22 protein-coding genes and 1 pseudogene are annotated in these 26,238 nt (G+C 63.7%); 15 read left to right on the plus strand and 8 right to left on the minus strand.

Annotated elements, in window-relative coordinates; genetic code table 11:
* Positions 1 to 18 precede the first annotated feature (18 nt).
* Positions 19 to 1,017, plus strand: a complete 999-nt coding sequence (locus X733_RS143850) for an ABC transporter ATP-binding protein (RefSeq protein ID WP_023668840.1) — start codon at positions 19 to 21, stop codon at positions 1,015 to 1,017.
* A 26-nt stretch (positions 1,018 to 1,043) separates the two neighbouring features.
* Here X733_RS143850 and X733_RS143845 read toward each other — a convergent pair whose 3' ends face one another.
* The 5 genes from X733_RS143845 to X733_RS143825 are packed head-to-tail and all read right to left on the minus strand — an operon-like array spanning position 1,044 to position 5,898.
* Entirely contained in the window at positions 1,044 to 1,922 is an 879-nt protein-coding gene (locus X733_RS143845) for an ROK family protein (protein ID WP_023819487.1), read from the minus strand.
* Positions 1,923 to 1,932: 10 nt separating this feature from the next.
* On the minus strand, positions 1,933 to 2,736 hold the full coding sequence (locus X733_RS143840) for an alpha/beta hydrolase (RefSeq protein WP_023819488.1): 804 nt from the start codon (positions 2,734 to 2,736) through the stop codon (positions 1,933 to 1,935).
* Entirely contained in the window at positions 2,733 to 3,569 is an 837-nt protein-coding gene (locus tag X733_RS143835) for a sugar phosphate isomerase/epimerase (RefSeq protein WP_023819489.1), read from the minus strand. The genes X733_RS143840 and X733_RS143835 overlap by 4 nt, the downstream gene beginning before the upstream one ends.
* Positions 3,569 to 4,648: a Gfo/Idh/MocA family oxidoreductase gene (locus tag X733_RS143830; protein WP_023819490.1), complete on the minus strand. Its 1,080-nt coding sequence runs from the start codon at positions 4,646 to 4,648 to the stop codon at positions 3,569 to 3,571. Before X733_RS143830 ends, X733_RS143835 begins: the two co-directional genes overlap by 1 nt.
* A 14-nt stretch (positions 4,649 to 4,662) precedes the next feature.
* A complete protein-coding gene (locus tag X733_RS143825; RefSeq protein WP_050588697.1) occupies positions 4,663 to 5,898 on the minus strand; it encodes an ROK family transcriptional regulator in 1,236 nt (411 codons plus the stop codon).
* Between the two features lie 139 nt (positions 5,899 to 6,037).
* Here X733_RS143825 and X733_RS1000000170945 point away from each other — a divergent pair.
* Positions 6,038 to 6,217 (plus strand): annotated as a pseudogene (locus tag X733_RS1000000170945) (ATP-binding cassette domain-containing protein); the annotation flags it as partial.
* A 77-nt stretch (positions 6,218 to 6,294) separates the two neighbouring features.
* On the opposite strand, the gene X733_RS143815 reads toward X733_RS1000000170945, so the two are convergent.
* The gene (locus tag X733_RS143815; RefSeq protein ID WP_023819493.1) at positions 6,295 to 8,097 is read right to left on the minus strand and encodes an ABC transporter ATP-binding protein; all 1,803 of its coding nucleotides are present in this window, start codon (positions 8,095 to 8,097) and stop codon (positions 6,295 to 6,297) included.
* 191 nt (positions 8,098 to 8,288) lie between these two features.
* Here X733_RS143815 and X733_RS143810 point away from each other — a divergent pair, with 191 nt between their 5' ends.
* From X733_RS143810 to X733_RS143775, 8 genes are all read left to right on the plus strand, one after another.
* Complete coding sequence (locus X733_RS143810; RefSeq protein ID WP_023819494.1) at positions 8,289 to 9,647, plus strand: LLM class flavin-dependent oxidoreductase; 1,359 nt, start codon at positions 8,289 to 8,291, stop codon at positions 9,645 to 9,647.
* 15 nt (positions 9,648 to 9,662) lie between these two features.
* Positions 9,663 to 10,439 carry a DUF427 domain-containing protein gene (locus X733_RS143805; protein WP_023725876.1) on the plus strand — a complete coding sequence of 259 codons (777 nt, stop codon included), beginning with the start codon at positions 9,663 to 9,665 and terminating at the stop codon, positions 10,437 to 10,439.
* Between the two features lie 35 nt (positions 10,440 to 10,474).
* Complete coding sequence (locus X733_RS143800; protein WP_023738076.1) at positions 10,475 to 12,118, plus strand: ABC transporter substrate-binding protein; 1,644 nt, start codon at positions 10,475 to 10,477, stop codon at positions 12,116 to 12,118.
* A 37-nt stretch (positions 12,119 to 12,155) separates the two neighbouring features.
* Positions 12,156 to 13,115, plus strand: coding sequence for an ABC transporter permease (locus tag X733_RS143795; RefSeq protein ID WP_031193744.1), 960 nt, complete (start codon positions 12,156 to 12,158; stop codon positions 13,113 to 13,115).
* The gene (locus X733_RS143790; protein WP_023819495.1) at positions 13,112 to 13,993 is read left to right on the plus strand and encodes an ABC transporter permease; all 882 of its coding nucleotides are present in this window, start codon (positions 13,112 to 13,114) and stop codon (positions 13,991 to 13,993) included. Before X733_RS143795 ends, X733_RS143790 begins: the two co-directional genes overlap by 4 nt.
* 98 nt (positions 13,994 to 14,091) lie before the next feature.
* On the plus strand, positions 14,092 to 14,577 hold the full coding sequence (locus X733_RS143785) for a hypothetical protein (protein WP_023729656.1): 486 nt from the start codon (positions 14,092 to 14,094) through the stop codon (positions 14,575 to 14,577).
* Positions 14,578 to 14,743: 166 nt separating this feature from the next.
* Complete coding sequence (locus X733_RS143780; protein WP_023819496.1) at positions 14,744 to 16,183, plus strand: aldehyde dehydrogenase family protein; 1,440 nt, start codon at positions 14,744 to 14,746, stop codon at positions 16,181 to 16,183.
* Between the two features lie 15 nt (positions 16,184 to 16,198).
* The gene (locus tag X733_RS143775; protein WP_023819497.1) at positions 16,199 to 16,780 is read left to right on the plus strand and encodes a DUF1349 domain-containing protein; all 582 of its coding nucleotides are present in this window, start codon (positions 16,199 to 16,201) and stop codon (positions 16,778 to 16,780) included.
* Between the two features lie 19 nt (positions 16,781 to 16,799).
* Here X733_RS143775 and X733_RS143770 read toward each other — a convergent pair whose 3' ends face one another.
* The gene (locus X733_RS143770; RefSeq protein WP_023819498.1) at positions 16,800 to 17,582 is read right to left on the minus strand and encodes a helix-turn-helix transcriptional regulator; all 783 of its coding nucleotides are present in this window, start codon (positions 17,580 to 17,582) and stop codon (positions 16,800 to 16,802) included.
* A 110-nt stretch (positions 17,583 to 17,692) separates the two neighbouring features.
* Between X733_RS143770 and X733_RS143765 the strand changes: the two genes are divergently transcribed.
* The 5 genes from X733_RS143765 (at position 17,693) to X733_RS143745 (ending at position 25,049) form a co-directional block, all read left to right on the plus strand.
* Positions 17,693 to 19,852 carry a hydantoinase/oxoprolinase family protein gene (locus X733_RS143765; RefSeq protein ID WP_023819499.1) on the plus strand — a complete coding sequence of 720 codons (2,160 nt, stop codon included), beginning with the start codon at positions 17,693 to 17,695 and terminating at the stop codon, positions 19,850 to 19,852.
* Between the two features lie 12 nt (positions 19,853 to 19,864).
* Positions 19,865 to 22,069: a hydantoinase B/oxoprolinase family protein gene (locus tag X733_RS143760; protein WP_023819500.1), complete on the plus strand. Its 2,205-nt coding sequence runs from the start codon at positions 19,865 to 19,867 to the stop codon at positions 22,067 to 22,069.
* Positions 22,066 to 22,551: an acetone carboxylase subunit gamma gene (locus tag X733_RS143755; protein ID WP_023668821.1), complete on the plus strand. Its 486-nt coding sequence runs from the start codon at positions 22,066 to 22,068 to the stop codon at positions 22,549 to 22,551. The genes X733_RS143760 and X733_RS143755 overlap by 4 nt, the downstream gene beginning before the upstream one ends.
* Before the next feature lie 96 nt (positions 22,552 to 22,647).
* Complete coding sequence (locus X733_RS143750) at positions 22,648 to 23,475, plus strand: SDR family oxidoreductase (RefSeq protein WP_023819501.1); 828 nt, start codon at positions 22,648 to 22,650, stop codon at positions 23,473 to 23,475.
* Between the two features lie 290 nt (positions 23,476 to 23,765).
* Positions 23,766 to 25,049 carry an O-antigen ligase gene (locus X733_RS143745; RefSeq protein WP_023819502.1) on the plus strand — a complete coding sequence of 428 codons (1,284 nt, stop codon included), beginning with the start codon at positions 23,766 to 23,768 and terminating at the stop codon, positions 25,047 to 25,049.
* A gap of 10 nt (positions 25,050 to 25,059) precedes the next feature.
* Here the strand turns inward: X733_RS143745 and X733_RS143740 are convergent, their stop codons facing one another.
* Positions 25,060 to 26,151: an acyltransferase gene (locus X733_RS143740; protein ID WP_023819503.1), complete on the minus strand. Its 1,092-nt coding sequence runs from the start codon at positions 26,149 to 26,151 to the stop codon at positions 25,060 to 25,062.
* Positions 26,152 to 26,238 lie beyond the last annotated feature (87 nt).

Raw genomic sequence — 26,238 nt, forward strand, 5'->3', positions numbered from 1 at the left:
TAGAACAAGGACGAAGCCGTGGGCTCGCTGGTAATCGAGAATGTGAAGAAGGCCTTCGGGCCGGTCGAGGTGCTGAAAGGCATCAACCTCGAAGTGACCGACGGCGAATTCGTCGTCTTCGTCGGCCCATCTGGCTGCGGCAAGTCAACCTTGCTCAGGGTCATCGCCGGGCTGGAGGATTCGACCTCCGGCAGGGTGGTGATCGACGGCGCCGATGTCTCGGCCACGCCCCCGGCAAAACGCGGCATCGCCATGGTGTTCCAGACGTACGCGCTCTACCCGCATCTGACGGTGAAGAACAATATGGGCCTCGGCCTCAAGCAGGCCGGCACGCCCGCCCCGGAGATCGAACGCCGCATCGGCGTCGCCTCGTCGATGCTGTCGCTGGAACCGTATCTCGAGCGGCGGCCGGCGGAACTGTCGGGCGGCCAGCGCCAGCGCGTCGCCATCGGCCGCGCCGTGGTGCGTGAGCCGAAACTGTTTCTCTTCGACGAGCCGCTTTCGAACCTCGACGCTGCGCTTCGCGTCAACACGCGACTGGAGATCGCGCAGCTGCATCGCCGGCTGAAGGCAACGATGATCTACGTCACCCATGATCAGGTCGAGGCGATGACGCTGGCCGACAAGATCGTCGTGCTCAACGCCGGCCAGATCGAGCAGATCGGCGGCCCGATGGAGCTTTACAATTCGCCGGCAAACGAGTTCGTCGCCGGCTTTATCGGCTCGCCGAAGATGAATTTCATCGACGGCGCCAGATTGGGCGAGACGGCCAAGACGATCGGCGTGCGGCCGGAGCATCTGACCGTGGATCCAAGGTCCGGTGCCTGGAAGGGAACGGTGGTGCACGCCGAACATCTCGGCGCCGACACCAACCTCTATCTCGACTGCGAAAAGGCCGGGCTGATCACGGTGCGCATTTTCGGTGTCTACGACGCCGAGCCCGGTGCGACGCTGTATGCAACGCCCGAGCCCGGTAAGACATACCGGTTTGGGGCGGACGGCAAGACGATCAAGTAATCCTTCGCCGACAGCAACCACGGCGATCACACCGCGCCGAGCAGCACCGCGCCATGGATCGCCGCCTGCCAGCCCAGGGCCGCCCAGCGTATGTCCAGAGGCTCTACAACAAGCGAATGCGGCAGGCTGTCCGCGATGCGCTGCTTGAGCGTCTGGCGGGGATAGGACTTCATGTCGACGATACCGCCGCCGATCAGGATCGTCTGCGGGGAAAACAGGGCGGCTGCCGTTGCGACGGCCACCGCCTGCTGCCAGACGATTTCGTCGAGCCATTCGCGCAGCGATGGCGGCTGCCCGGCCGCCGAAAACAGATCGGCCACCGGGATATCGTAGTCTGTCGCGAGTTCGACGAGCGTTGCCCCTGAGGCATAGGTCTCGACCCGGTTTGGCGGACCGCTTTCGTCGGGCCGGTAGATCGGCATGTGGCCGATCTCGAGAGCCCAGCCGCCACCCCTGAAAATGCCGTCCTTGCCGAGATAGGCCGCACCGATGCCGGTGCCGAGATAGACCGCCAGCACCTCCTTTTGCCGCTTCACTGCGCCGGCGACGCTTTCACCCAGCAATTGCAGCACGACGTCGCGTTCGAGCCGCACGGGAACGCGGAGCCGCAATGCCAGTTCCGTACGCAGCCGGATGCCGTTCAGCTCGGGAATGTTGGCCGTGTGCAGCACCGTGTCGAAGTCGCGGTCGATGAACCCAGGCACCGTCGCAACGACCCGTGCAGGTTTGAGCCCGGCATCGCGGCAGGCTGCGGTGACCGCATGGGCCAACCCCGCCACAGGCGCGCCCTGGCGCAGTTGCGCGGTCGGGTAGGTGCGGGCAAAATCCACCGGGATGCCGTGGTCGGCAAAGCCAACCTTGACCGACGTGCCGCCGATCTCGACCACGGCGATCGTGTCGTCCATCGTTGATGCGTCACGCCAGCGCTTCCAGGAATTCCGAAAGACAGGCGCGGAATTCCCGCCGGTAGGCGGCGCGATCCTGCGATTTGGCTGTGATGGTGCAAAGCCGGGCCGACGGGATAAGCCCGGCCAGCGTCTGTGCGTCGTCCAGTCGATGGACGAGGTCATGGTCATGGCCGATGACAAGAGTCGGCACCGCGATAGCGCGGATGTCCGCCTCGCTCACGCCGGGACCATCGCCGGCGATCGCCGAAAGCAGCCTGCCGAACAGAACCGGGTCCGGGCGAGTGAAGAAGCCTTGCAGGCTGCCGAGATTGTCCGGCGCCAATCTGGCCAGTTCGCCGGCAACAGCGCTGTCATCGAACAGACGCCTGGCGTCTTGGGGCGAATGCCGCATCAAGAGATCGCCGACGACGGCATAGGGCTTCATATTTTCCGGAGCCGCCTGGACCACCCAGGCGGGCCGCGCGAGCACCAGCGCGCGCACGCGGGCCGGCTTATGCACCGCCAGGCGCAGTGCCAGCGCCGCGCCCATCGAAATGCCGCCGACGACGGCCGGACCGATGCCCAGATCGTCGGCCAACGCTTCGATGTCCTCGGCAAACGTCGCGATCGAAAGCCGCTCGACCGGCCCGTAGCCGGATCCACCCTGGCCACGGCATTCGAGCGTCACCCGCCGTGTCTGCGGCAGGTCGGGAAACACGTCGGCGACCTGCGTCTCATCGCCGCCCAGCCCATGCTGGAAGATGACGGAAAGGCCGGCGCCGACGTCCCGGTAGGCAAGGTCGACGCCATCTCGGCTGAAGGTCTTTTTCACGTGTCGTCGCTCGCTTCCAGCACGGTGCGCAGAAAGGCGCCCACGCCGGGCGCCTCGGCCTCTGTCAGGCCATGCGTGATCAGGGGTCCGCCGAACCCAGCGGCTTTCAGACGGCCTACGAAATGCGGGAAGTCGACGACGCCTTGTCCGGCCGCGGCAAAACTGCCATCCGCGTTACGGTCCTTGGCGTGGGCGAGATCGATCTCCACAGCCAGCAACTCAACAGCCTCGTCGATCAGGCGATGACGCTCTGCGCCGTCAGCCACTTCGAACAGATTGGCCGGGTCGAGCACGATGCGCAGGCGCTTGCTGTTCATTTCGTCCAGCAGGCGGCGTGCGGCCCGCGCGCTGGAAACGACATTGGCCAGTTCCGGTTCGATGCCAAGCTCGATGTCGAAGCGCTTGGCAATCGCGATCGCCGCTTCCATCTCCGTCCGCAGATCGCTCCATGCCGCCTCGCTTGCATTGTCGGGATGCCAGCGCCACTGATCCTGCGCATCCCTTGTGCCGGTGCACAGCGTAATCAGTCGCGTGCCCATATCGGCGCATGAGGCGGCGAGCACCTCGAGCCGGGCAAGACCTGACACACGAACCGTGCGATCCGGGTGGATCATGTTGTAGGTTCCCGAAACCGCCGCGATCGAAACGCCGGTTTCACCGCTCGCCTCAGCGACGGACTGGGCCGCGCCGAGCTCAATGCTGTCCGGCATCGACGGCAGTCCAAGGCACGCCATGTTGAACTGCGCCGCCGTGTAGCCGCCGTCCGCGACCGCGCGCAGCACCGGAAAGGCGCCGGTGGTGGCGAAGGTCTTGGCGAAAATCCCAAGCTGCATCACACGACCCCGTCGACATCGGCCAGACGGACGGCGCGGCCGGCGGCAGCGGCCGAGCGGGCGATGGCCGCCATGCCCCTGACCGAGGCGATGCCGTCCTCGATGCTGGCGCCGATCATGGGCGCGCCATTCAGCACGACATCGGCAAGGCCTTCGAGCTGCCGGCGATAGAAGTGGCCATCCGCGCCAAGCGTCCGGTGCCAACTGCCATCGGCCTCGCGGAAAATGTCGACCTCGCTGCTCTTGTAGTACCAGGGGTTATAGGTCTTCGCGAGAACGCTGCCGTTCTCGCCGTAGATCTGGAACCCTTCGTGCCAGTCCATGCGCACGGCGACCGTCAGGTCCAGATGGCCGATCGTGCCGTCGGCGAAGATGGTGGTGACGAACCAGCAACAGGCGCCATAGCGCTCGGTGAGCCGGGCCTCGATCGCCTCGATCGGCCCGTGCAGATGGCGCGCCGTATCGAGGAGATGGCTGCCATGCGCCAGCATATAATACTGGCGCAGATCCGCCTTGGGATTGACGGCAGGCTTGCGCGCCTTGGCGCTGGTGATGATCAGCGGTTGCACCGCATCGGTCATCGGGTAGCGGTGGGTGCTGTCGCAGTACCAGCCTTTGAACGCCAGCCGCTCGCCCATTTCGTCGTCGACGAAAGCCTTTGCCGCCTGGATGCCGGGATCGAAGCGCTTCATATGGCCGACCTGGAGCACCTTGCCGCTCTTGTCGAGCGTGGCCCGCAAGCCTTCGACCTCCTCGACCGAAACGCCCAGCGGCTTTTCGCAAAGCACATGCTTGCCGGCATCGAGCGCCAGTTCCGCGGCCTTGACGTGAAAAATGTCCGATGTCGCGATGATGACGGCATCGAGATCGGGATCGGCCAGCATCAGGCCGTAGTCGGCATAGGATTTTTCAGGCGCGTAGGTCGCGGCCATCCTGTCGCGCAGATCGTCGGCGACATCGCAGATGGCATAGAGATCGGCATTGCGTGCCTTGGTGCAGGATTCGAAATGCGCCGCCTGGGCAATCGGACCGCAGCCGAGCACGCCGACACGCAGCCGCTTTTCGTCTTTGCGAGGCATTGAATCTCTCCTGATTAGCGCGCGGCGAGGCCGCGAAGTTGAAATTGCGGATCGCCCGACAAAGCTGCCTGATGCAGCAGACAGGCAGCGCCCAATGCCGGACCGTCGGCGCCGACGCGCGACAGTTCGACTGTGGGAACCGGATAACCTTCAGCCAGGAAGTCCGAGAGGAAAGCTTCCACCTGTTTGGCGACAAAGGGATAAACCGCATTGACCGAGCCGGAGAGGATGATGCGCTCCGGCTGCAAGGTGCAGGCAAGTGTCGCCAGGCCGCGGCCGAACCAGAGCGCCCAGTCGCGCGCGGTGGCAACGGCTTCCGGATCGCCGCCGGCCAGCGCTGCGACAAACTCATCCACGCCGGCGCGCAGTCCGCTTATGTGCAAATAGCGAGCCAGTAAAGCATCCTTGCCGACATAGGATTCCAGTCGGCCCGGGCGCTTCGCGTCGAAGACAAAACCTTCGTCGCCGATGCGCAGATGCCCGATTTCCCCGGCGCCGCCGAGCCGGCCGCGATGCAGCCTGCCGGCATTGATGATGCCGCCGCCGACGCCGTTCTCGATCAGGATGATCAGCGCATCCTCATCGTCCTTTCCCGGCTGCGCCCAGTATGTCTCGGCCACAGCGACGGCATTGGCATCGTTTTCCAAGAGGATTGGAAAGTCCGCGCCAAAGGCAGTGCGCAAAAGCTCCGCCAGATTGACCCCGTGCCAGCCAAGGATGGTGGCATGGTATGAAACGCCATCAGCGGCGGGGAAGCCGGGCACGGCGACATTGAGCCCGTAGGGGCGCGTGCCCGCAGGCAATTGTGAGCGGATCTCGGCGACGAGTTCCCCGATGATGTCGACCGCGGCTTCGGGCGTGCTACCGGGGCCGGCAAATGCCCTAGAGGCGCTCGCACGCCGCGCGCCGGCAAGGTCGACAGTCACGACTGCGATCCAGTTGACGCCGATATAAGCGCCAAGGAAGAAGCCGCCATTGCCGTCGATCTCGACCAGGATACCGGGACGGCCGACCCGACCCTCGCTATCCTGCTCGTCATCCGCTCCATCCGACCGCTCGCGCGCCAGACCGGCTTCCGTCAGCCCCAGCACCAGGGCGCCGGTGGTCGACCGGGTCAGGCCGAGATCGCGTGCGAGCGCCGCTCGGCTCGACGCGCCGGCACGAAACAGCGCCGCAAGTGCCCGCGTTTCGTTCGGCCGAAGATCGGTCGACACCAGCACGTCGTTCTCCACAATTTGTTTGATTGACATACTAATAGAATTTCTAGGCGGTTTGAAAGACCCACGGTTGGGGGCATTGCAACAAATATTCAGCATCCCCAAGCCCATTGACCCAAGTTTCAAACGATGATTTGTGTCAGAAACTTACAAATTTGCATGGGAGGATGCGATGCCGGTTCTAGCGCATCTCGAACACATCGTGAAGGATTTCGGTGCCGTTCGCGCGCTGGACAACGTCTCGCTCGACATCAATGAGGGCCAGGTTCTCGGCCTGACGGGCGACAATGGTGCCGGCAAATCGACGCTGGTCAAAACCATCGCCGGAAATTTGCAGCCGACGTCAGGCGCCTCCCAAGCCTGTCCTCCGGCCGCATCGGACGGGGGACATCTCCTCGAAGGAAGGCTTGTCAGTTGCCCGCTTCGCAATCAGAGACTGCTTGCGTCTCTCCAGCAGGCGATCAGATGACCGTCGCCGGCCTGCCTGACGGGTGGTTGCGCCTTTCGGCAATCGGGCAGCGCGACAGGACAGCGGGCGGCAAAGGAGCATCCGGAGGTCTCGGCATCGTGTGCCGCGGCGTGGAGCTGAGCCGGAGCCCTCGGCGCCGTCTCATCCGAGGACGCGGCCAGAAGCAGCTTCGTGTAGGGGTGGTTGGGGCCACGGAAAATCTGCTCGGATGACCCCGTCTCGACCAGCCGGCCGCGATAGAGCACGCCGATCCTGTCGGCCATATAGCGCACCACCCTGAGGTCGTGGCTGATGAACAGATAGGTGGTGTCCTTGTCGCGCTGCAGGTCGTTGAGCAAATTGAGCACGGTCGCCTGCACGGAAACGTCGAGCGCAGAGGTCGGCTCGTCCAACACCACGAGCTTCGGCACGCCGGCAAAGGCGCGCGCAATCGCCGCCCGTTGGCGCTGGCCACCAGACAGCGATCTCGGCTTCTGGTCGACGGTCGTAGCGGCAAGACGAACCGAGGCCAGGAGATCGCCGACACCCTGCTTCACCTCGCTGCGGCTAAAGCCGGCGAGCCGCCGCAGCGGACGGCCGAGGATCCTGCCGATCCGCTGGCGCGGATTGAGCGTGCGGTCGGGTGACTGGAACACCATCTGCACGTCGCGGCGTTCGCTCAGGCTTCTTTTCTCGACGCGCGGCGCGACAGTGCTGCCGAACAGCTCGACCGACCCAGCGTCCGGCGTCTGCAGGCCGGCCACGATCCTGGCCAATGTCGACTTGCCGGAGCCGGATTCGCCGATCAGCCCGAATGTCTCGCCCTGGGCTATCTCCAGGCCGATATCGTGCAGGACGGGCTGGGGGCCGAAGGCGTGGCTGACGCCTTTGCAGGCGACGGCGATCGGACGCGCGGCTTCCGGTTGATCGCTGCGGACAGGCTTCGACGGGCCGGTTGTGTGCATCTCAGCCAGCCTGCCGTCGCGCTTGGTAAAGTTGAGCGCCGGGATCGAGGCGATCAGCGCCTTGGTGTAGGCATGAACAGGGTTTTCGAAGACATCGTTGGCGACGCCGCTTTCGACGACTGTTCCCGACTGCATCACGGCCACCCGGTCGCAGGCGCGGCGGACCATGTTGATGTCGTGGCTGATCAGCAAGACGCTGGTTTTGTGGTCGCGGCGCAAATCCTGCAGGATGGCGATGATCTCGGACTGGACGCTGGCGTCGAGCGCCGTCGTCGGCTCGTCCAGCACCAGCAGCGACGGGTCGAGCGCAATCGCGATGGCAATGTTGGCGCGCTGCTGCATGCCGCCGGAGAGTTCATGCGGGTAGAGGTCGAGCACTCGTTCCGGATTGCTCACCCTGACGCGGCCAAGCAGCTCGGCGGCGCGGGTGCGTGCTTCGTCCTGCCGAACCGGGCGATGCCGCATGATCGTTTCGGTGATCTGCCGGCCGATCGTCATGGCCGGATTGAGTGCGGCGCCCGGATGCTGGTAGACGGCGGCGATGCGGTCACCCCTTAGCCGGCGAAGCTGCTCGCTGGAAAGATCGCGGATCTCGCGGCCCTGGAATTCGAGCGCCGACGCGGCGATCCGGGCGTTACTCGGCAGATAGCGCAGAATAGCGAGAGCCACCGAGCTCTTGCCCGATCCGGACTCGCCGACAAGGCCGAGCGCTTCGCCTTCGCCGATGGCGAGCGACACGCCGTTGACGGCCGGATGCGATCCCCGGCGTCCATCATAGGCGACGGTGAGCTGCTCGACGTTCAGAACCGATGACGACATGTCTTGCTGAAACCACTTTCTTTCGGCGCGGTCTTCGAGGGCAATCGCTTCCGCTTTCGCGCCGCACAATCTCTATAAAATTACTCGAATTAAGCTGGAGCGCAATCTACCTTTCACCGCTCAGGAGAGATTGTCGCAGCCGGTCGAGGCATCGCGACGGTCGCCTGAAGCAGTTCTGCAAGGAGACCGGCATGGCACGCGACCACATGATCCTCAGCGCGTTTTTCTTCAATCCGCAGGGCGATCATCGCATGTCGTGGCGCCATCCGCGCGCGCCGGGCCGCGAAGTGCTCGACTTCGACTTCTACCGCGATCTCGTCCAGTCTGCCGAGCGCGCCAGGATCGATACGATCTTCGTCGCCGACCATGTCGCGATCTGGGATTCCGTACAGAGCGGCGTAGCCCATTACGCCAATGCCCGCTTGGAACCGCTGACGCTGTTGTCGGCGCTTGCCGGCGTGACCAGGCATATCGGCCTCATCACCACCGCCTCAAGCTCCTACAGCGAGCCCTACAATGTCGCCCGCATGTTTGCCTCGCTCGACCATATCAGCAAGGGCAGGGCGTCTTGGAATGTGGTGACGTCGGCCATGGACGAGGAGGCCCGCAATTTCGGCCGCGACGGCAATATCGAGCACGCCTTTCGCTATGAGCGCGCCACCGAATTCCTCGATATCGTCAAGGCACTGTGGGACAGCTGGGAAGACGAAGCTCTGCTTATCGACAAGGCATCGGGCTATTTCGCCGATCCCGACAAGGTCCATGCGATCAACCACAAGGGCCCGCACTTCAAGGTGCGCGGACCGCTCAATGTCTCGCGCCCGCCGCAGGGCCATCCGCTGATCGTCCAGGCCGGCTCGTCCGAAGACGGCAAGAATTTCGCTACCGCGCACGCCGATGCGCACTTTGCCATCTACAGCACCAAGGAAGACGGCACCAAATATAGGCAGGACATCGACGAGCGCCTCGCCCGTTATGGCCGCAAGCCCGAGAGCTTCAAGATTCTGCCGGGCATCCTGCCGATCGTCGCAGCTTCCGAAGCGGAGGGACGCGAGCGGCAGGACTATCTGCAGAGCTTGCTTCCCGATCGGGTCGGCATCGACCTTCTCTCGAGCTGGAGCGGCGTCGATCTCTCCGTATATCCGCCGGACGGCCCGCTGCCGCCGCTGCCGGACGAGAGCACCTTCAATGGCGGCCGCACCTCGCTCAATCGCGTCAAGGAATGGTCGAAGCAGAACCTCACTCTGCGCGAGATCGCTCGCAAGCTCGCCAACAGCGGTTCGGTGCCGACCGTCGTCGGCACGCCCAACCAGATCGCCGATCAGCTGCAGGACTGGTTCGAGGCAGGTGCCGCCGACGGCTTCAACCTGATGTTCCCGCTGCTCCCGGAGGATTGGGTGAATTTTGCCGAGCAGGTCGTGCCGGAACTGCAGCGCCGCGGCGTATTCCCCACCGAATATGCGCCGGGGACGCTGCGTGACCGTTTCGGCCTGGCTCGGCCGGCCAACCGCTTCGCCGAACAGCGCGACAATGTGCGCGCCGTATCCTGACTTGGGGCAACTGATATGACCGCAGCGCCAAAACTTCAGCCCCGCGAAGCCACGGCTCCGCAGCTCATCAATGTTCTGCACAGCCCCAAGCGCATTCGGGTCAAATTCGCCGGCCGCACCATCGCCGACAGCCGCAACGTCCTGGTGCTGCGCTCCAACCATTTTCTGCCGATCTATTTCTTCCCGGCCTCCTCGGTGGACCGCTCGCTCTTGAAGCCGTCCGAGCATCGCCAGCCGCATCCAGTCGGCGGCGAAACCACCTATTGGGACCTGGAGACGGGATCGAAAGCTTCTCCCAATGCGGCCTGGTCGTTTGTCGCGCCGCAGGATGAAAGCCTGTCGCCACTGGCCGGCCGCATCGCCTTCACCTGGAAAGCGGTCGACCAATGGTTCGAGGAGGAGGAAGAAGTCTTCGTCCACGCCCGCGACCCATACGCCCGCATCGACGCTCTGCAGAGTTCAAGCCATGTCCAGATCTGGTTCGACGGCGAAGTGATCGCCGACAGCCATCGCCCGGTGCTGCTGTTCGAAACGCATCTGCCGACGCGTTTCTATTTGCATCCGGACGATGTCAGGCTCGACCGTCTGGTCGACTCGGACAGCACGACGCGCTGTCCCTACAAAGGCATCGCCTCCTACTGGTCGGGCCGGCGCGCCGACGGCTCGGTGAGCCCCGATGTCGCCTGGAGCTACCGCGATCCCATTGCCGAAATGCCCAAGATCAGGGGCCTCATCGCCTTTTACCCGCAAGCCGTCGACCGCATCCATCTCGACGGCGAACCAGTCGCTTAAGCCATTCAACAGTCATTTCAGACAGGGGTTCCAGAATGACCAAACGCAACGACATCGATACGCTTCGCAATCTGTCCGGCGACATCTGGAACGTCGCCGTCGATGAGCACCAGGCCGGCTTCCTCAAGCGCCGCGATCTGCTGAAATACGCAGCCTTGATCGGCCTCACCGGCTTTGCCGCCTCGCAGGGACTTGCTGGTTTCGGCACGGCGCGCGCTGCCGGCGCCGGCGGCACGGTCCGCGTTGGGCTCGGACAGCCGACCAAGGCGATCGATCCCGTCTCCATCACCGATCCGGCCAGCATCGGCGTCATCAGCCAGGTCGGCGAATATCTCATCCTCGACGATCCCAAGGACGGTCTGCAGCCCAAGCTCGCTCTGTCGTGGGAGGCCGACGAGACCGCCAGCCGCTGGACCTTCAAATTGCGGCCGGGCGTAAAATTCCACGACGGCCGCACCGTCACCGCCAAGGATGTGGTGGCGAGCTTCGAGCGGCTGGTCGATCCGGCCAGCGGTTCGTCCGCTTTGTCGGCCTATAAGGGCATCCTGTCCAAGGGCGGCGCCAAGGTCGTCGACGACCAGACAGTCGCCTTCGATCTCGACGGGCCCAACAGCAACTTCCCCTTCTATGTCTCGTCCGACGTCTACAATGCCGTCATCCTGCCGGCCGACTATGCCGGCGATTTCGAGAAGAATTTCAACGGCACCGGCCCGTTCAAGCTCGAATCCTTCCGCCCCAAGCAGGGCGCCAGCTTCGTGCGCAACCCTGATTATTGGGGCGACAAGGCGCTGCCCGACCGCGTCGAAATCAAGTTCTTCGACGACGAGCAGGCGCAGGTGCTGGCGCTGCAGGCCGGCCAGCTCGACGTCATCCCGAGCACGACCCGGCTGGAATTGGCGATCGAGGGCAATCCCAACTTCAAGCTGCTCAGCGTGCAGGCAAGTTCGCATGACGAGGTGCATCTGAGGACTGACCAGGCGCCGTTCACCGACAAGCGCATCCGCCGCGCCTTGGCGCTCACCATCGACCGCGAGGCGGTGGTCAAGGGCTTGCTCAAGGGCCGCGCCATCGTCGGCAACGACACCCCGTTCGCGCCGATCTTCCCCTCGGCCGATCCGTCGGTACCGCAGCGCAAGCAGGACATCGCCGAGGCCAAGCGCCTGCTTGGCGAAGCCGGCGTGCCGAACGGCTTCCCGGTGACGCTGACCACCGAGCGCGCCTATGACATTCCCGATTATGCCGTGCTGATCCAGAATTTTGCCAAGAAGGCCGGCATCGACATCAAGCTCAACGTGCTGCCGCAGGACGCCTATTATGGCTCGGCGAAGTTCGGCTCGTCGCCATGGCTCGATTCCAATCTCGGCATTACCGATTTTGGCCATCGCGGCACGCCCGACATCTTCCTCAATGCGACGCTGAAGAGTTCGGGCGCCTGGAACGCGGCGCATTTCAACAACCCGGCCTATGACGGGTTGCTGCTCGAATACGGCAAGGCCCGCGACCTTCAGGCGCAACGCCTTGCCGCGGGCAAGATCCAGACCTTGCTGCTGGACGAGACGCCGCTGATCATCAGCTACTTCTCGCAATACAGCCGCATCGTCTCGTCGAAGGTCGAGGGCGTCCGCTTCACGGCGATCTCGCATCTGCTGCTCGATCGCGTGACGTTCGCCCAGGCATGATTGCGAGACGTCCAGCCACTCCGGGCACTAAAATCCGATGCTGACCGGCCGCACTGTGTTGGTGCGGGCAGCCTCGCTTCTGCTCACGCTGTGGCTGGTCAGCATGCTGGTGTTCTTCGCCGGGCAGGTTCTGCCCGGCGATGTCGGTCGCCTCATGCTCGGGCCGTTCGCCGATGCCGAGGCCGTCGCGGCGCTGAACAGGCAGCTCGGCGCCGACCAGCCGGTGCTCGTGCAATACTGGCACTGGTTCAGCAGCGTGCTGTCAGGCGACTTCGGCACCTCCCTGTCGTTGCGTTTGCCGGTGGCGCCCTTCGTTCTGGAAAGCCTCAAGCGCTCGGCGGCCCTTGCCGGAATTATCCTCGTCTTTCTGTTGCCGCTGGGCATCGGCGCCGGCATCGTCGCCGGTCTCAACCAGGGCCGCTTTATCGACCGCCTGATCGTACTCGCCGGCGTGTCCTTCGGCATCGTCCCGGACTTCGTCTCCGGCCTGCTGTTGCTCATCGTCTTCGGCCTGTGGCTGAACTGGTTCCCGATCACCGGCGCTGCTCCCGATGGCGCCGGGCTGTGGGTCAGTGGCTATTATCTGATCCTGCCGGCGCTGCCGCTGGTGCTGAACCTTGCCGGCTACATCGCCCGCATGACGCGGGCCGGCGTGATCGAGGCGCTGGCCGCCGACTATACGCGCACCGCCGTCCTGAAGGGCCTCGAGCGTCGCGAGATACTCATCCGGCACGTGCTGCGTAATGCGCTGACGCCGACCATCGCCGTGCTCGCGACCCAGACCGGTTACATGCTGGGCGGTCTGGTGGTCATCGAAGCGCTGTTCGGCATACAGGGCCTCGGCAACCTTGTCCTCAACGCCGCGAAGGCGCGCGATTTCCCGATGCTCGAAGCCGGCGTGCTGGTCATGGCGACCATCTTCGTGCTGTCGGCCGCGGCAGGCGATCTCGTGAATGCCTTGCTCGATCCGCGGCAGCGCCGCCGTGTCTCGCCATGATGGAACTGATGGAATTGCCGGAGCGCCGTACGCTGCGCTGGCGGGCAGCAAGTCGCATCCGCGAGACTGTTTCGCAGCTGCCGCCCTCGGTCATCATCGGCTCGCTGATCCTGCTGTTCTGGGTCGGCTGTGCCGTGTTCGGCAGCCTGTTTGTGCCCTACGATCCCTATGCCGAGGATTTCCTCGTCATGCTGGCGCCGCCCGACGCGGCGCACTGGTTCGGCACCGACCAACTTGGCCGCGACGTGCTGTCGCGCATCGTCGTCGGCTCGCGTGACATCCTGCTGGTCGCGCCGGCAGCAACCCTGCTCGGCGTAGCCGCCGGCAGTGTGCTTGGCCTCGTGCTCGGCTATTTCGACGGGCTGATCGACGCCATCGGCGCCAGGCTGCTCGACACGCTGATGGCTTTTCCCTTCATCGTGCTCGTCACCATGACGCTGGTCGCGCTCGGGCCGTCCAACCTCACCGTCATCCTGGTGATCAGCATCGCCTATGCGCCGCTGGTGGCGCGAACGGTGCGCGCCGCCGTGCGCGAACAGCGCGAACGCGACTATGTCAGCGCCGCTCGTCTCGGCGGCGAGAGCGCTCTTTCCATCATGTTCCTCGAGATCCTGCCCAATGTCAGGGAAACCATCCTCATCGAGCTGGTCACAAGGCTTGGCTACGCCTTCTTTTCGATCGCGACGCTGAGCTTCCTAGGCCTCGGCATCCAGCCGCCTTCCGCCGATTGGGGGCTGGCCGTTGCCGACGGCTACGGCTTCCTGACCGGCGGCAAATGGTGGGTGGTGATCTTCAACTCGGCGGCCATCGTCTCGCTGGTCATGGCAACCAATCTGATCGCGCAAGGCATGGGCGCCTTCGAAAACAGCGACCGGTGAAGATCGGCGCTCACCAAAGCTGACGCGCAATCGCGGACCGTGCGCTAAAATCGTTCCTCGTGATTCGGCTCTGACAGGGCCTCAAAGCAAGGAACGGCATGAGCAAGGCCCTCATTACATTCGCATTGGTCGCGGTGCTCACCGCATTGCTCATGGCGCTCAGCCTGGCGGTGGCTAGGCACGGCTATCCCTATGGCGCGATCGGCGTGAGGCGGCTGGACGGCATTGCCGATGCCGGCTCGTTCCTGCCGCTCGCCGCCGTCTACTTCTTCAGCGCTATGCTGATGATGATCCTGCCGATCCGCGCCGCCGGCATCGTCTTGACCCATGCTGCGGATGCACTGTTCTGGGCGGTGATCGCCTTGTTCGCGACCATTGTCGGCTGTCTCGTCGCCCGCTGGGCCTTCGGACAGAGCAGCGTGCTGTGGGCACTGCTGAACTGGCGTTTCCTGTTCGCCGCGGCCATCGTTGGCAGCCATTTCACCATGAACGAGCTGCGCCGCAACATCCTGCTCAGGAGCCTGTTCTTCGTCATCTTCGCCGCGGCGACGCTGGCTTGCCTGTTCTGGACTTTTCCGACCTGACAGGGCCGCTTCATATTGTCCATCTTGAGGTCGCGGCTTTCATAGCCGCGCGCCATCGGCTATCCAGTCCGCAGCTAGACTTCAGGCCTCACAGTGTCGTCATTTGTCTGATAAATGATTCAGGCATACGGCACCGCCAGCGAACCATTACAAGGAAGACTGCGACATGACCCTGTTTCGTAAAAATCTGATCGACGGCGAGTGGGTGGGCGAAGCCGGCTCGCGCAACATCAATCCCTCGAACACGGGGGATGTCGTTGGCGAATATGCCTCGGCCGGTGCCGAACAGGCCAAGCAGGCCATCGCGGCGGCCAAGGCTGCTTTCCCGGCCTGGTCGCGTTCGGCGCCGCTGGTTCGCCATGCCGTGCTGAAAAAGGCGTCGGACGAGATCATGGCGCGCAAGGAAGAGATCGGCCGCGCCCTGTCGCGCGAAGAGGGCAAGACGCTGGCCGAGGGCATTGGCGAGACCATCCGCGCCGCCCAGATCGTCGACTTCTTCGCCGGCGAGACGCTGCGCCTGTCGGGTGAATTGGTGCCCAGCGTGCGCCCGGGCGTCGGCGTCGAGATCACCCGCGAGGCCGTTGGCGTCGTCGGCATCATTACGCCGTGGAATTTCCCGATCGCCATTCCCACCTGGAAGATCGCGCCGGCGTTGGCCCACGGCAACACCATCGTCTTCAAGCCAGCCGAACTCGTTCCCGAAAGCGCCTGGACCATCGTCGACATCTTGCACCGCGCCGGCCTGCCGAAAGGCGTGCTCAATTTGGTCATGGGCAAGGGCTCGGTGGTCGGCCAGGCCATGCTCGACAGCCCCGACCTCAACGCCATCACCTTCACCGGCTCGGTCGGCACCGGCAAACGCGTCGCCGCGGCAAGCGTCGAGCACATGCGCAAGTTCCAGCTCGAAATGGGCGGCAAGAACCCGATGGTCGTGCTTGATGACGCCGACCTCGCCACGGCTGTCGAGTGCGCCATCAACGGCGCCTATTTCTCGACCGGCCAGCGCTGCACGGCATCGTCGCGCCTGGTGGTGACCGAAGGCATTCACGACCGCTTCGTTGCCGCGCTCAAGGAGCGCCTGGAAAAGCTCGTCATCGGCGATGCGCTCGATGCCAAGACCCAGATCGGGCCCGTCGTCGATGCGAGCCAGCTGAAGCAGGACGAGGACTATATCGCCATCGGCAGCCAGGAAGGCGCCAACCTCGCCTTCGGCGGCGAGCGGCTGGACCGCGAAACACCCGGCTTCTACCTCCGGCCGGCGCTGTTCACCGAGAGCACCAACGCCATGCGCATTTCGCGCGAGGAAATCTTCGGCCCGGTCGCCAATGTCATCCGCGTCAAGGATTATGACGAGGCGCTGGCGGTGGCCAACGACACGCCCTTCGGCCTGACCTCCGGTATCTGCACCTCCAGCCTCAAGCATGCCACGCATTTCCGGCGCAATTCCGAGGCCGGCATGGTGATGGTCAATCTGCCGACGGCGGGCGTCGACTTCCACGTCCCGTTCGGCGGCCGCAAGGGCTCGAGCTACGGCCCACGCGAGCAGGGCCGCTATGCCGCGGAATTCTACACCACGGTGAAGACAGCCTACACATTTGCCGGCTGATTGACGGGTGACCCGATGACAGCGGCGAAAAAGGAACTGACCTGGCTCAACCCGCCGCCGCATCATGCCTTCGGTGATGGCATCGTGCATGTGCGCACCGGCGGGGAAACCGACTTCTGGCGCGAAACCTTTTACGGTTTCTGGCGTGACAATGGCCATTTCCTGTATCGGCCGGTCGAGGGTGACTTCAGCGCCGAAGTCACCGTCAAGGGCGACTACAAGGTGCTCTACGACCAGGCCGGGCTGATGCTGCGGCTGAGTGAAACGCACTGGATCAAGGCCGGCATCGAATACACCGACGGGCTGGCTTACTTTTCGGTGGTGGTCACCAACGACACCTCGGACTGGTCGCTGCTCAGCATTCCCACCGGCCCCGACGGCGTGCGCATCCGGCTGACCCGCCATGCCGAGGCGATCCGCATCCAATATCTTGATACCACCGATGGCAAGTGGAAGCCGGTGCGGCTGGCTTATTTCCCGATCTCCAAATCCGTCGATGTCGGTATGATGTGCTGCTCGCCGCAGCGCGAAGGGTTTGAGGTAACATTCTCCGGCTTTACTGTCGGCCCGCCGATTTCCAGGCAATTGCACGACTGACGGCCATATCGATGGCGGACTAACCGTCTGCCCGATGCTGGAAGAATTCCAAAAACAGCTCCCGTTCGGTGGTTATGTCGAGCTTCTCGTAGATGCGGCGGCGGTGGTTCTTCACCGTGCCGACGGTGATGCCGAGCCGCTCGGCGATATTGGCGGTCGGGTGACCCGCGAGGATCAGCTGCACCAGTTCGCGCTCGCGCAAGGAAAGCTCCGGCCACAGGCTGGCCGGGATGGTCGGCTCCTGCCGGGGGGAGGCGCCGGGGCCGGTTGGCGCCGATGTGCGGGAGAATTCTGTTCCCCGCGCCTTGGTGTCGAGTGCATGCAGCGCCTCGAACACCGGTAGCCGCTCGTCCAGCAGCGCGATCTCGCTGTCCTTGAATGAAGCGGTTGAGCGGTCGAGGAAGATGCCGAGGCACCAGTCGCCGCCATCCGCCAGCATGATGCCGACCTCGTCACAGATTTCCGACTGCGCCAGGAAACCGGCTATGTACTGGCCGCGCTTGGCCTCGTCATCGGCGAGCCGTTTCAGCGGCAGGATGCCCAGCCGTCGCTCGCGCCGCCACGAGGCATAGAACGGGTCGAAGACGTAGTAATTGTCGAGATAGCGCCGCACCATCTCATCCGAAAAGCGCCGGTGCTTGACAAACTCCGGTGTCTGCGTCGCCGAATATCGGGTCACGGTGACGAGATCGTGCTCGATGTCGGCGCCGATCAGGTCGATCAGGCAGTCGACATGCCTGTCCGTGCCGGCGGCGGCAATCGCCCTGGCCAGCGGCGCCCAGATGTTGCTGCCCATGCGCATGCCCTTTTCTCGGCGATCCCAGTCCGGCGGTCATTGTGTCTTTTGGCATATGGCGCAAGGCCGCCCAAGGAATCTAGCTTGAGCCATCCTAGAGCAATCCTGAGGCGACCGTGACCCAACCCAACCTCACCAGCCCCATCGTCGGCAATCCAATCGTCATCGGCATCGACGCCGGCGGCACCATGACCGACACGATCCTTGTCGACCAGGACGGCCACTTCAAGATCGGCAAGTCGGCAACCACGCCCAAGAACGAAGCCGAAGGCTTCCTTGCATCGGCCGAAGACGCGGCCGACGCCTGGGGTATCTCGCTGGAGCAGCTGTTCTCCGGCGTCAACGTCGTGCTCTATTCCGGCACCGGCATGCTCAACACACTGTTGTCGCGCACCGGGCGCCGGCTTGGCCTGATCACCACCAAGGGTCTGGAAGACATGATCCTGATGGGTCGCGGCCTGCAGGCCTGGGCCGACTATTCCTATGCCGACCGGCTGCATGCGGTGACCCACCATCATCCCGATCCGCTGGTGCCGCGCCGTCGCACCCATGGCGTCACCGAGCGCATCGACCAGTTCGGCGACATCGTGCTGCCGCTCTACGAGCATGAGGTCGCGACTGCAGCCAGGAAGCTGATCGCCGACAAGGTCGAGGCGATCTGCATCATGACGATCTTCTCGCACGTCAATCCGGTGCACGAAAAGCGCATCGCCGAGATCTGCCGCGAGGAGATCGCAAAGGCCGGCGCCGACATCCTGGTCTACACCAGCCACGAAGTCCGCCCGGTCATTCGCGAGCAGTCGCGGCTGAACTCGGTGCTGATCGAAGCCTACGCGACGTCGCGCGGCCGCAAGCAGCTTAGGGGTATCGAGGACGTCTCGAAGAAATACGGCTTCAAATACGGCGTGCAGACGCTGCTCTCCTTTGGCGGCCTGACCTCGATCAACCACCCGCGCCTGCACGAAACCATGATCTCCGGTCCGATCGGCGGCATTCTGGGCGCGGCCTATGTCGGCAAGCTGATCGGCAACGACTCGCTGATCTGCTCGGATATGGGCGGCACGTCCTTCGACATGGGCGTGATTTCGCGCGGCCAGACGCGGATCGAGAACGAGCCGCTGATGGACCGTTTCAAGCTCAACGTGCCGACGCTGCATCTCGACACGATCGGCGCCGGCGCCGGCATGATCCTCAAGGTCGACCCGCTGACCAAGAAAGTCTCGCTCGGGCCGGAAAGCGCCGGTTCCGACCCCGGCCCCATCTGCTTTGCCAAGGGTGGCACCGAACCCACCATCGCCGATTGCGACGCCATCCTCGGGCGCCTCAACCCGTATTATTTCCTCGGCGGCAAGGTAGTCTTGCAGGTCGAGAAGGCGCGCAAAGCGTTTGAGGAAAAATGCTCCAGCATCCTTGGCGTCGGGGTCGAGGAGGCTGCCGAAGGCATGATCGACATGCTGGAAGCCGATGCCAACAACGCGCTGCGCCGGGTCATTTCCGGCCAAGGCATCCATCCCTCGGAATTCACGCTGCTGTCCTATGGCGGCTCGGGTCCGCTGCATCTGGCCGGCTGCTCCAGGGGCATCGGCTTCAAGGACATCATCACCTTCCAGTTTGCCGCCGCCTTCTCGGCCTTCGGCTGCACCACCGCCGATTTCATGCGTCGGCATTCGGTGTCGACGCAGCACGACATCGGCGCCCGCGCAAGCGATGACGAGCTGCTCGCTTTCGGCAAGAAGGTCACCGACGTCTGGAATGATCTCACCAAGGCGGCGGTCAACGAGATGATCAGCGACGGCCATATCAGAGACAAGATCAAGACCGTGCCGTTCCTGATGATGCGCTACACCGGCCAGCTCGAGGATGTCGAGGTCATGGCACCGCTTGCCGAGGTCAATTCGGCTGACGACATGCGTAGGGTCATCGACGAATTCGAGGCGGTCTACGCCAAGGTCAACCATCGCGTTTCGCGCTATGGCGAAGCCGGCTTCACCATCACCGAGCTCGGATTGATCGCCACCGCCGACAAGGTCAAGCCGGTGCTCTTGAAGCGCCCGCTCGGCAAGTCGGCCCCGGCAGCAGCGCACAAGGGCGTGCGCGAGGCCTATATCGGGGGACGCTGGCACAAGGCCAATCTCTACGAGATGGACCTATTGCAGCCCGGCCATGAGGTGATCGGTCCGGCCATCATCGAACATCCCGCCACCACGCTCGTTGTTCATCCGCAGGACCGTGTCCACGTCGATGAGTGGACGCTGCTGCATTACACCCATTCTTGAAAGGGCACCGCCATGTTGGACAAACCTGCCTCGGCCCTGCGCCTTCGCGAACGGCTGCTCGATTCAGAACGGCTGATGGAAGAGACCGGCTGCTATGACGGCATCACCGAGCTCACGCTACGCAACCAGGACCCGCTGAAATTCGAGACGCTGCACACCAAGCTGCGCGCCTATTGCGTCTCGGCCCGCGAAATGGCCCGCCGCATCTCGGCCTCGCCCGGCGTGCGCGAAGTCGGCGAAATGGTGGTGGCGATCTATACGCCCGAGGGCGATGCGATCGCGCTGTCCAACGGCATCATGGTCCACGTCCACACGATGAGCCGCTTCATCAAATGGATGATCAAGAACAATTACGAGGAAAACCCGAAGATCCGCGAAGGCGACATCTTTGCCAACAACGATGCCTTCATCGGCACCGTGCAGGTGCCCGACGTCATGGACGTGGTGCCGATCTTCCATGAAGGCACGCTGGTCGGCTGGGCCGGTGCGGTCTGCCACGAGCTCGAAGCCGGCGGCATCACGCCCGGCGGCGACGTCTGCCTGGCGCAGGAGCGCTTCACCGAAGGCCTGTTCGTCTGCGCCGAAAAGATCGGCGAGAATGACGAGATCCGGCGCGACTACGTCATCCGCTGCGAGCGCAATCTGCGCATGCCGATCTACTGGGTGCTCGACGAGAAGGCTAAGGTCGCCTCCTGCATCGACATGCGCGAAAGCGTCAAGCAGTTGATCTCGGAGATCGGCCTCGACTACTGGATGAAGGTATCGAAGGAGTTCATCGAGGAGGGTCGTCGTGCCCAGCTCGCCCGCACCCGCCAGCTCACCGTGCCCGGCATCTATCGCGGCCACACCTTCTATGGCCATGTCACAGCGGGCAAGCCCGGCTTCCAGCTGCTTGGCGATCCCGACTGGCTCTACAACATCCCGATCGAGATGGAGATCACCACCGACGGCAAGATCACCATGGACTTCGAGGGCACGCAGCCCTGGGGCTACCATTCGATGAACTGCACGCCGGCCGGCATGGATGGAGGCATGTTCGTCACCTTGACCCAGCACATGAATTTCGAGGGCCTGGTCAATGACGGCGCCTGGATGGCGACCGAGCTGAAGCTGCCGCACGGCACCTGGACCAACCCCGACAATGAGATGGTGGCGACCGCCACATCCTGGGCGCTGCTGCTGCCGGCCTATGGCGTGTTCCAGCGCCTTTTGTCGCGCGGCTTCGTCGCGCGCGGCTTCGTCGAGGAAGCCTTCGTCGGCCAGGTCAACAGCCCGATGATCGAGATGGGCGGCGAAAGCCAGTACGGCACGCCGTTCGGCATGGCGCATTTCGAATGCGCCGCCGCCGGCTCCGGCGCGCTCGCCATCGCCGATGGCCTCGACACCGCCTATGTCGGCTGGAATCCGGAATCCGACATGGGCAACATCGAGGTCTGGGAACAGTCGATGCCGATGGTCTATATCGGCCGCTCGATCATGCCCAATTCGGGCGGCGCCGGCAAATATCGCGGCGGCTGTTCCTTCGTCTCGACCTGGCTGATCAACAAGACCTCGCACCTGCGACTGCACACTTCGGAACACTCCTCGCGGGTATTCGACAATGGCGGCATGTGCGGCGGTTATCCCGCGCCGACCTGCCAGAAGCATCGCGCGGTGCGCAACTCCAACATCCACGAACTGGCGGCGAAAGGCGAACCGCTCGCGCATGCCCCAGGTATCGATCCGCATGTCTCCGACTACGAGAAGAACATCGGCGGCGACCATGCCGTGGTCGAAGGCCCCTACATCACCTCGCCGCACAAGTCGGGGGACATCTTCAGCCATTCCTACAATGGTGGCGGCGGTTACGGCGACGTGCTGGAGCGCGATCCGGTCAAGACCGCCTGGGATGTCGAGAACGGTTTTCTCACCCGCCAGGCGGCGATCCAGATTTTCGGCATCGTGCTGAAGGACGACGCCGAGGGTTATCCGGTTGCCGATATCGACGCCACCGTCGAACGTCGTGCCGCCATGCGCAGAGAGCGTCTGGCCAAGGCGATCCCGGTTTCGGACTGGATCGCTGCCGAACGCGGCCGTGTCGAGAAGGCCGACTTCGCGCCCGAGGTGAAGAAAATGTATGCCAGCGCGATCAAGCTATCGTCGCGCTTCACCAGGGATTTCAGTGATTTCTGGACCGTCGACGCCAGATCAATCTTCATGCCGGGAGCAAAGCCATGACCTCATACAGCAAGGAAGTCCTCGGCGATCTCTCAGCCGGCAAGCTGCCCTGGCCGCAGACAAAGCGCATCATGAGCGCCTACAAGGACGACGACCGCTTCTTCAAGATGCTCGCCGTCTATCAGGACCGTGTCGCATGGAAGGACCCGATCCTGCTGCCGGTCTCGGATCACCTCTTCATCTGCCAAAGCGGCGATGAACGGATCACCCGCTGCGAATGCGGCCACTCCTTCGGCGACTACCGCAAGAACTGGAAGCTCAAGGCCGCGATCAACGTGCGAAACACCGAGGAAGCGCTGCGCGAGATCTATCCCAACAGCGATATTCCCGATCCGCAATGGATGGAAATTCGCGAATTCATCTGTCCACAATGCGGCACCATGCACGAAGTGGAAGCGGCGGCGCCGGGCTACCCCATCGTGCACGACTTCGAACCCGATCTCGAAGGCTTCTATCGCGAGTGGCTGGGCAAACCGCTTTAGCGACGTGGTGACCAGCGCTGCAGGCAAGGTAGCGCTCGTCACCGGGCTGGGTCTAAGACTATGGCATCAAACGTCGGCATCGGAGATTCACTGCCCATGACAGACCTTTCCGGCCGCAGCGCGATCGTCACCGGCGGGTTTTCCGGCATGGGCTTCGCCATTGCGACGGCGTTGGCGCAGGCCGGCGCAAATGTAGCGGTCGGCTCCTACATCGCCCCCGCCGGCGCCGACAGAACCGACGCCGCCTACTATCCCGGCGCCGATGAAATCCAGCGCGTGCGGTTGGCCCTGTCGGCACACGGCACCAGGGTTTATGCCGCCCACCTCGATGTCCGCGATAGCGAGGTGACCAACCGGTTTGCGGCTGACGCACAAGCCGCCATCGGCCCGGGAGACATACTGGTCAATGCCGCGGGCACCACCGCCGAACAGCCGGTCTGCGGCCATCCCGACGCACTGTGGGACAAGATCGTCGACACCAATCTGAGCGGAGCGTTCCGCGTCACCCGAGCTGTGCTGCCCGGCATGATCGCGCGCGGCTGGGGCCGTATCGTCAACATCGGCTCGACAGCGGCTTCCGTCGGCTGGAAGGACAACCCGGCCTACTGCGCCTCGAAGGCCGGGCTGCTCGGTCTTACCCGCTGCGTGGCGCTGGAAGGCGCCCCGCACGGTGTCACCTGCGTCATGATCAGCCCGACCTGGGTCGAGACCGAACTGATGCGCCGCAACGTGGCGCAGGTGGTCGAGCGTGAGGGCAACGGCAGAACCGCCGAGGAAGCGATGGCCGAGATCGCCAAGGGCAATCCCCAGCAGCGCATGCTGCAGCCGCAGGAAATCGCGGCTCTAGCCGTGTTCCTGTGCTCGGATCTGGCCAAGGGCATCACCATGGAAAACATCCAGATCACCGGCGGGGCGCTGTGGTAGCGGCCACAGTTTTGAATTTTCGAACGAGCGAGCCGCATTACCGCCATTTGTCCGTTGCATCGTGGTTTTGACCTTGCCCGCGGCAACTTTACCCCTCGCGGCAAATTTACCATTGAGTGACAGGCGATAGAGGTTATATTGCACTGCACAATGGATGCCCGTTGTGCGGGTTCCGGGAAGGGCCGTTTCGGCAGTCGCGCCTGCAGCAAGGGCGGACCTGACGCAGAAAAGCCGACCATGGGCGCTTCAGCCCAGCTGAAAGGCGGCAGCATGAGAAATCCGGTACGGATATGAAGATCCCGAAATCCATTCTGATCGATCCGGACAACAACAAGGCCTATGCCGCCTTCGCCGTTGCGGTGTCGGTCTTTGCCTTCGCCTACTCCACCAATTTCGGCCAGATCCTGATCCTCGCCTACTATCTGGTATGGCTGCCGCTGCTGTTCGTCGATTACCGGCGTTTCGCCCGCGATCTCTCCAGCGCCTGGCTGCCGCTGCTGTTTGCGGCCTATGTCTGCCTGTCGCTGTTCTGGTCGCAAGCGGCCGGCACCAGCGCGCGGGCGGGGCTGCAATATTTCTCCCACATGCTGTGCGCCTACATCGCGGCGCGCACCATCAGCACGCGCACGCTGGTGCTGGGCTCGCTGATCGGCATCTTCATCGTGCTGCTGTATTCGCTGAAGGTTGGCGCCTATGCGCTCGACACTATCGACGGCACCACCAATTTCGTCGGCGCCTTCGGCTCCAAGAACCAGATCGGCTTCTTCGCCTCGCTCGGCATCTTCTTCTGCTTCGCTTTTCTGGCCTTCTACCGGCGCAACTGGATGAGCTTCGTCTGGACCGCGCCGATCATCCTGCTGTCCGTCTATATGCTGGCGATCGCCCACTCGGCGACGTCAGTCGCTTCGCTTCCGGCGGTGATCGGTGTCGTTGCCTTGCTTGCCATGAGCAAGGTTCTGTCACGCCGCTACCGCCGCGTGCTGTTCGTCGTCGGCGCTACGGCGCTGGTCGGCGGTGTGATGGCTGCGCTGAACCTTGGCCTGCTCGATGTCGTGCTCGGCATCTTCGGCAAGGATTCGACGCTGACCGGCCGCACCTATCTCTGGGAACAGGGCTGGGCCGCCGCGCAGCAGCGTCCGGTGCTCGGTTATGGCTATGCCGCCTACTGGATCCAGGGTTTTGCCGATCCGGAACGGCTCTGGGCCGAGTTCTACATCTCCACCCGCACCGGCTTCCATTTCCACAACACCTATATCGAGACGCTGGTCGAGCTCGGCTTCATCGGCGTGACGATGCTGGCGCTGATCATCCTGCGCTCCTTCTGGGGCCATGTTTCGAAGGTGGTGTTCGGTGACTGGAGCGCCGATTCAGTGGTGCTCGCCGGCGCGGTCGGCATGATGCTGATCCGCTCCTTCTTCGAGGTCGAGATCCTCGGCCCCTATTTCATGGCCTCGTTCATCGTCTATTACGGCCTGTTCAAGCTGCGCCCGGTGCCGCTCGCCAGGGCAAGGCGGGCCTATGTTCCGGTGCCGGAAGAGAACACCGCCAACGGCCGCATGCCGGCGCGCGTCTGACTTACTTATCTTAGGCGACGGCGCGCTTGCGCAGCATCAGCCGCTGCAGGAAGCGGCGCAACGGCTCGTCATAGACGCGCGTGGCGATGTCGGCGATGACGATGACCGAAACCGCCATGACGATGCCGAACCATGGATGATGCGCGAACGGGTCGATCGCTGCGGCCTTGCCCGCCCCGGCGATGATCATCAGCAGCGGCGTGTGGATGATGTAGATCGGGTAGGAAATCCGCCCCAGCCAGCCATAGAGGCCTGACAGGCGCGGCGCCGTCGGCGCAATAGTGCCGACCACCACCAGCGCCGGGAAGACCAGGACGACGCAGGCGAGATCGTAGGCGACGCGCGCGCCGCCGGCCGGCGCGATGGCAAAGACGATGAGCGTCAGCGCGATCGCACCCTCGACCCACCAGCCGCGCCGCAGGAAGCCGAGCCCGCTTTGATAGCGTGTCATGGACCGGCAAAGCAGCACGCCCAGGAAGAACGAGAAACAGACGCGCGGCAGGCCGCTGATGATGGTCGATCCGGTCATGCCGAAGTCGAGGGTGCCGGCCACGATCGAAGCGATGACCAGCAGCACCAGGCTGACGGCGATGAGCACGCTCAGCACGCGTTTCGTCAGCAGGAAGAAGAAGGCGACATAGGCTATGTTGACGATCAGCTCGAAGAACAGCGACCACGACGCGGGGTTGAGCGGAAAGATCGTGTGATAGGCATCGCTGACCAGCGGGATGAAGAACATGCCGGTCGTCAGCATGGTGCCGATCTCGGAGATCGGCATGTATTCCGCCGGAATCAGCCGGTTCTTGACGACGAGATAGAAGAAACCGAGCAGCGTGCCGGCGAGGTAGAGCGGGTAGAGGCGTATCAGGCGGATCGCCACGAAGGTGCCGACGCCCATGCCGTTTTCGATCTTGCGGTCATAGGCATGCGCGATGACGAAGCCGCTGAGCAGGAAGAACAGGTCGACGGCCAAATAGCTCGACGGCAGCACCTTGCCGGCGGCCAGGAACGGCGAGAAGTGGTAGAGCATGACGCTGATCGCCGCGACGCCGCGGATGGCATCGAGATTGAGGTAGACGTGGCGCGGTGCGGCGGGCTGCATGGAATGCCTTCAAGCGGTCGAAAAACGGAAGTTCCCGCCCGCACCCTGGCGCGAACGAGCCGAACTGGTTCCCGCCCCTCCGTCGTT

The sequence above is a fragment of the Mesorhizobium sp. L2C066B000 genome, assembly GCF_000502335.1.
Lineage (GTDB): Bacteria > Pseudomonadota > Alphaproteobacteria > Rhizobiales > Rhizobiaceae > Mesorhizobium.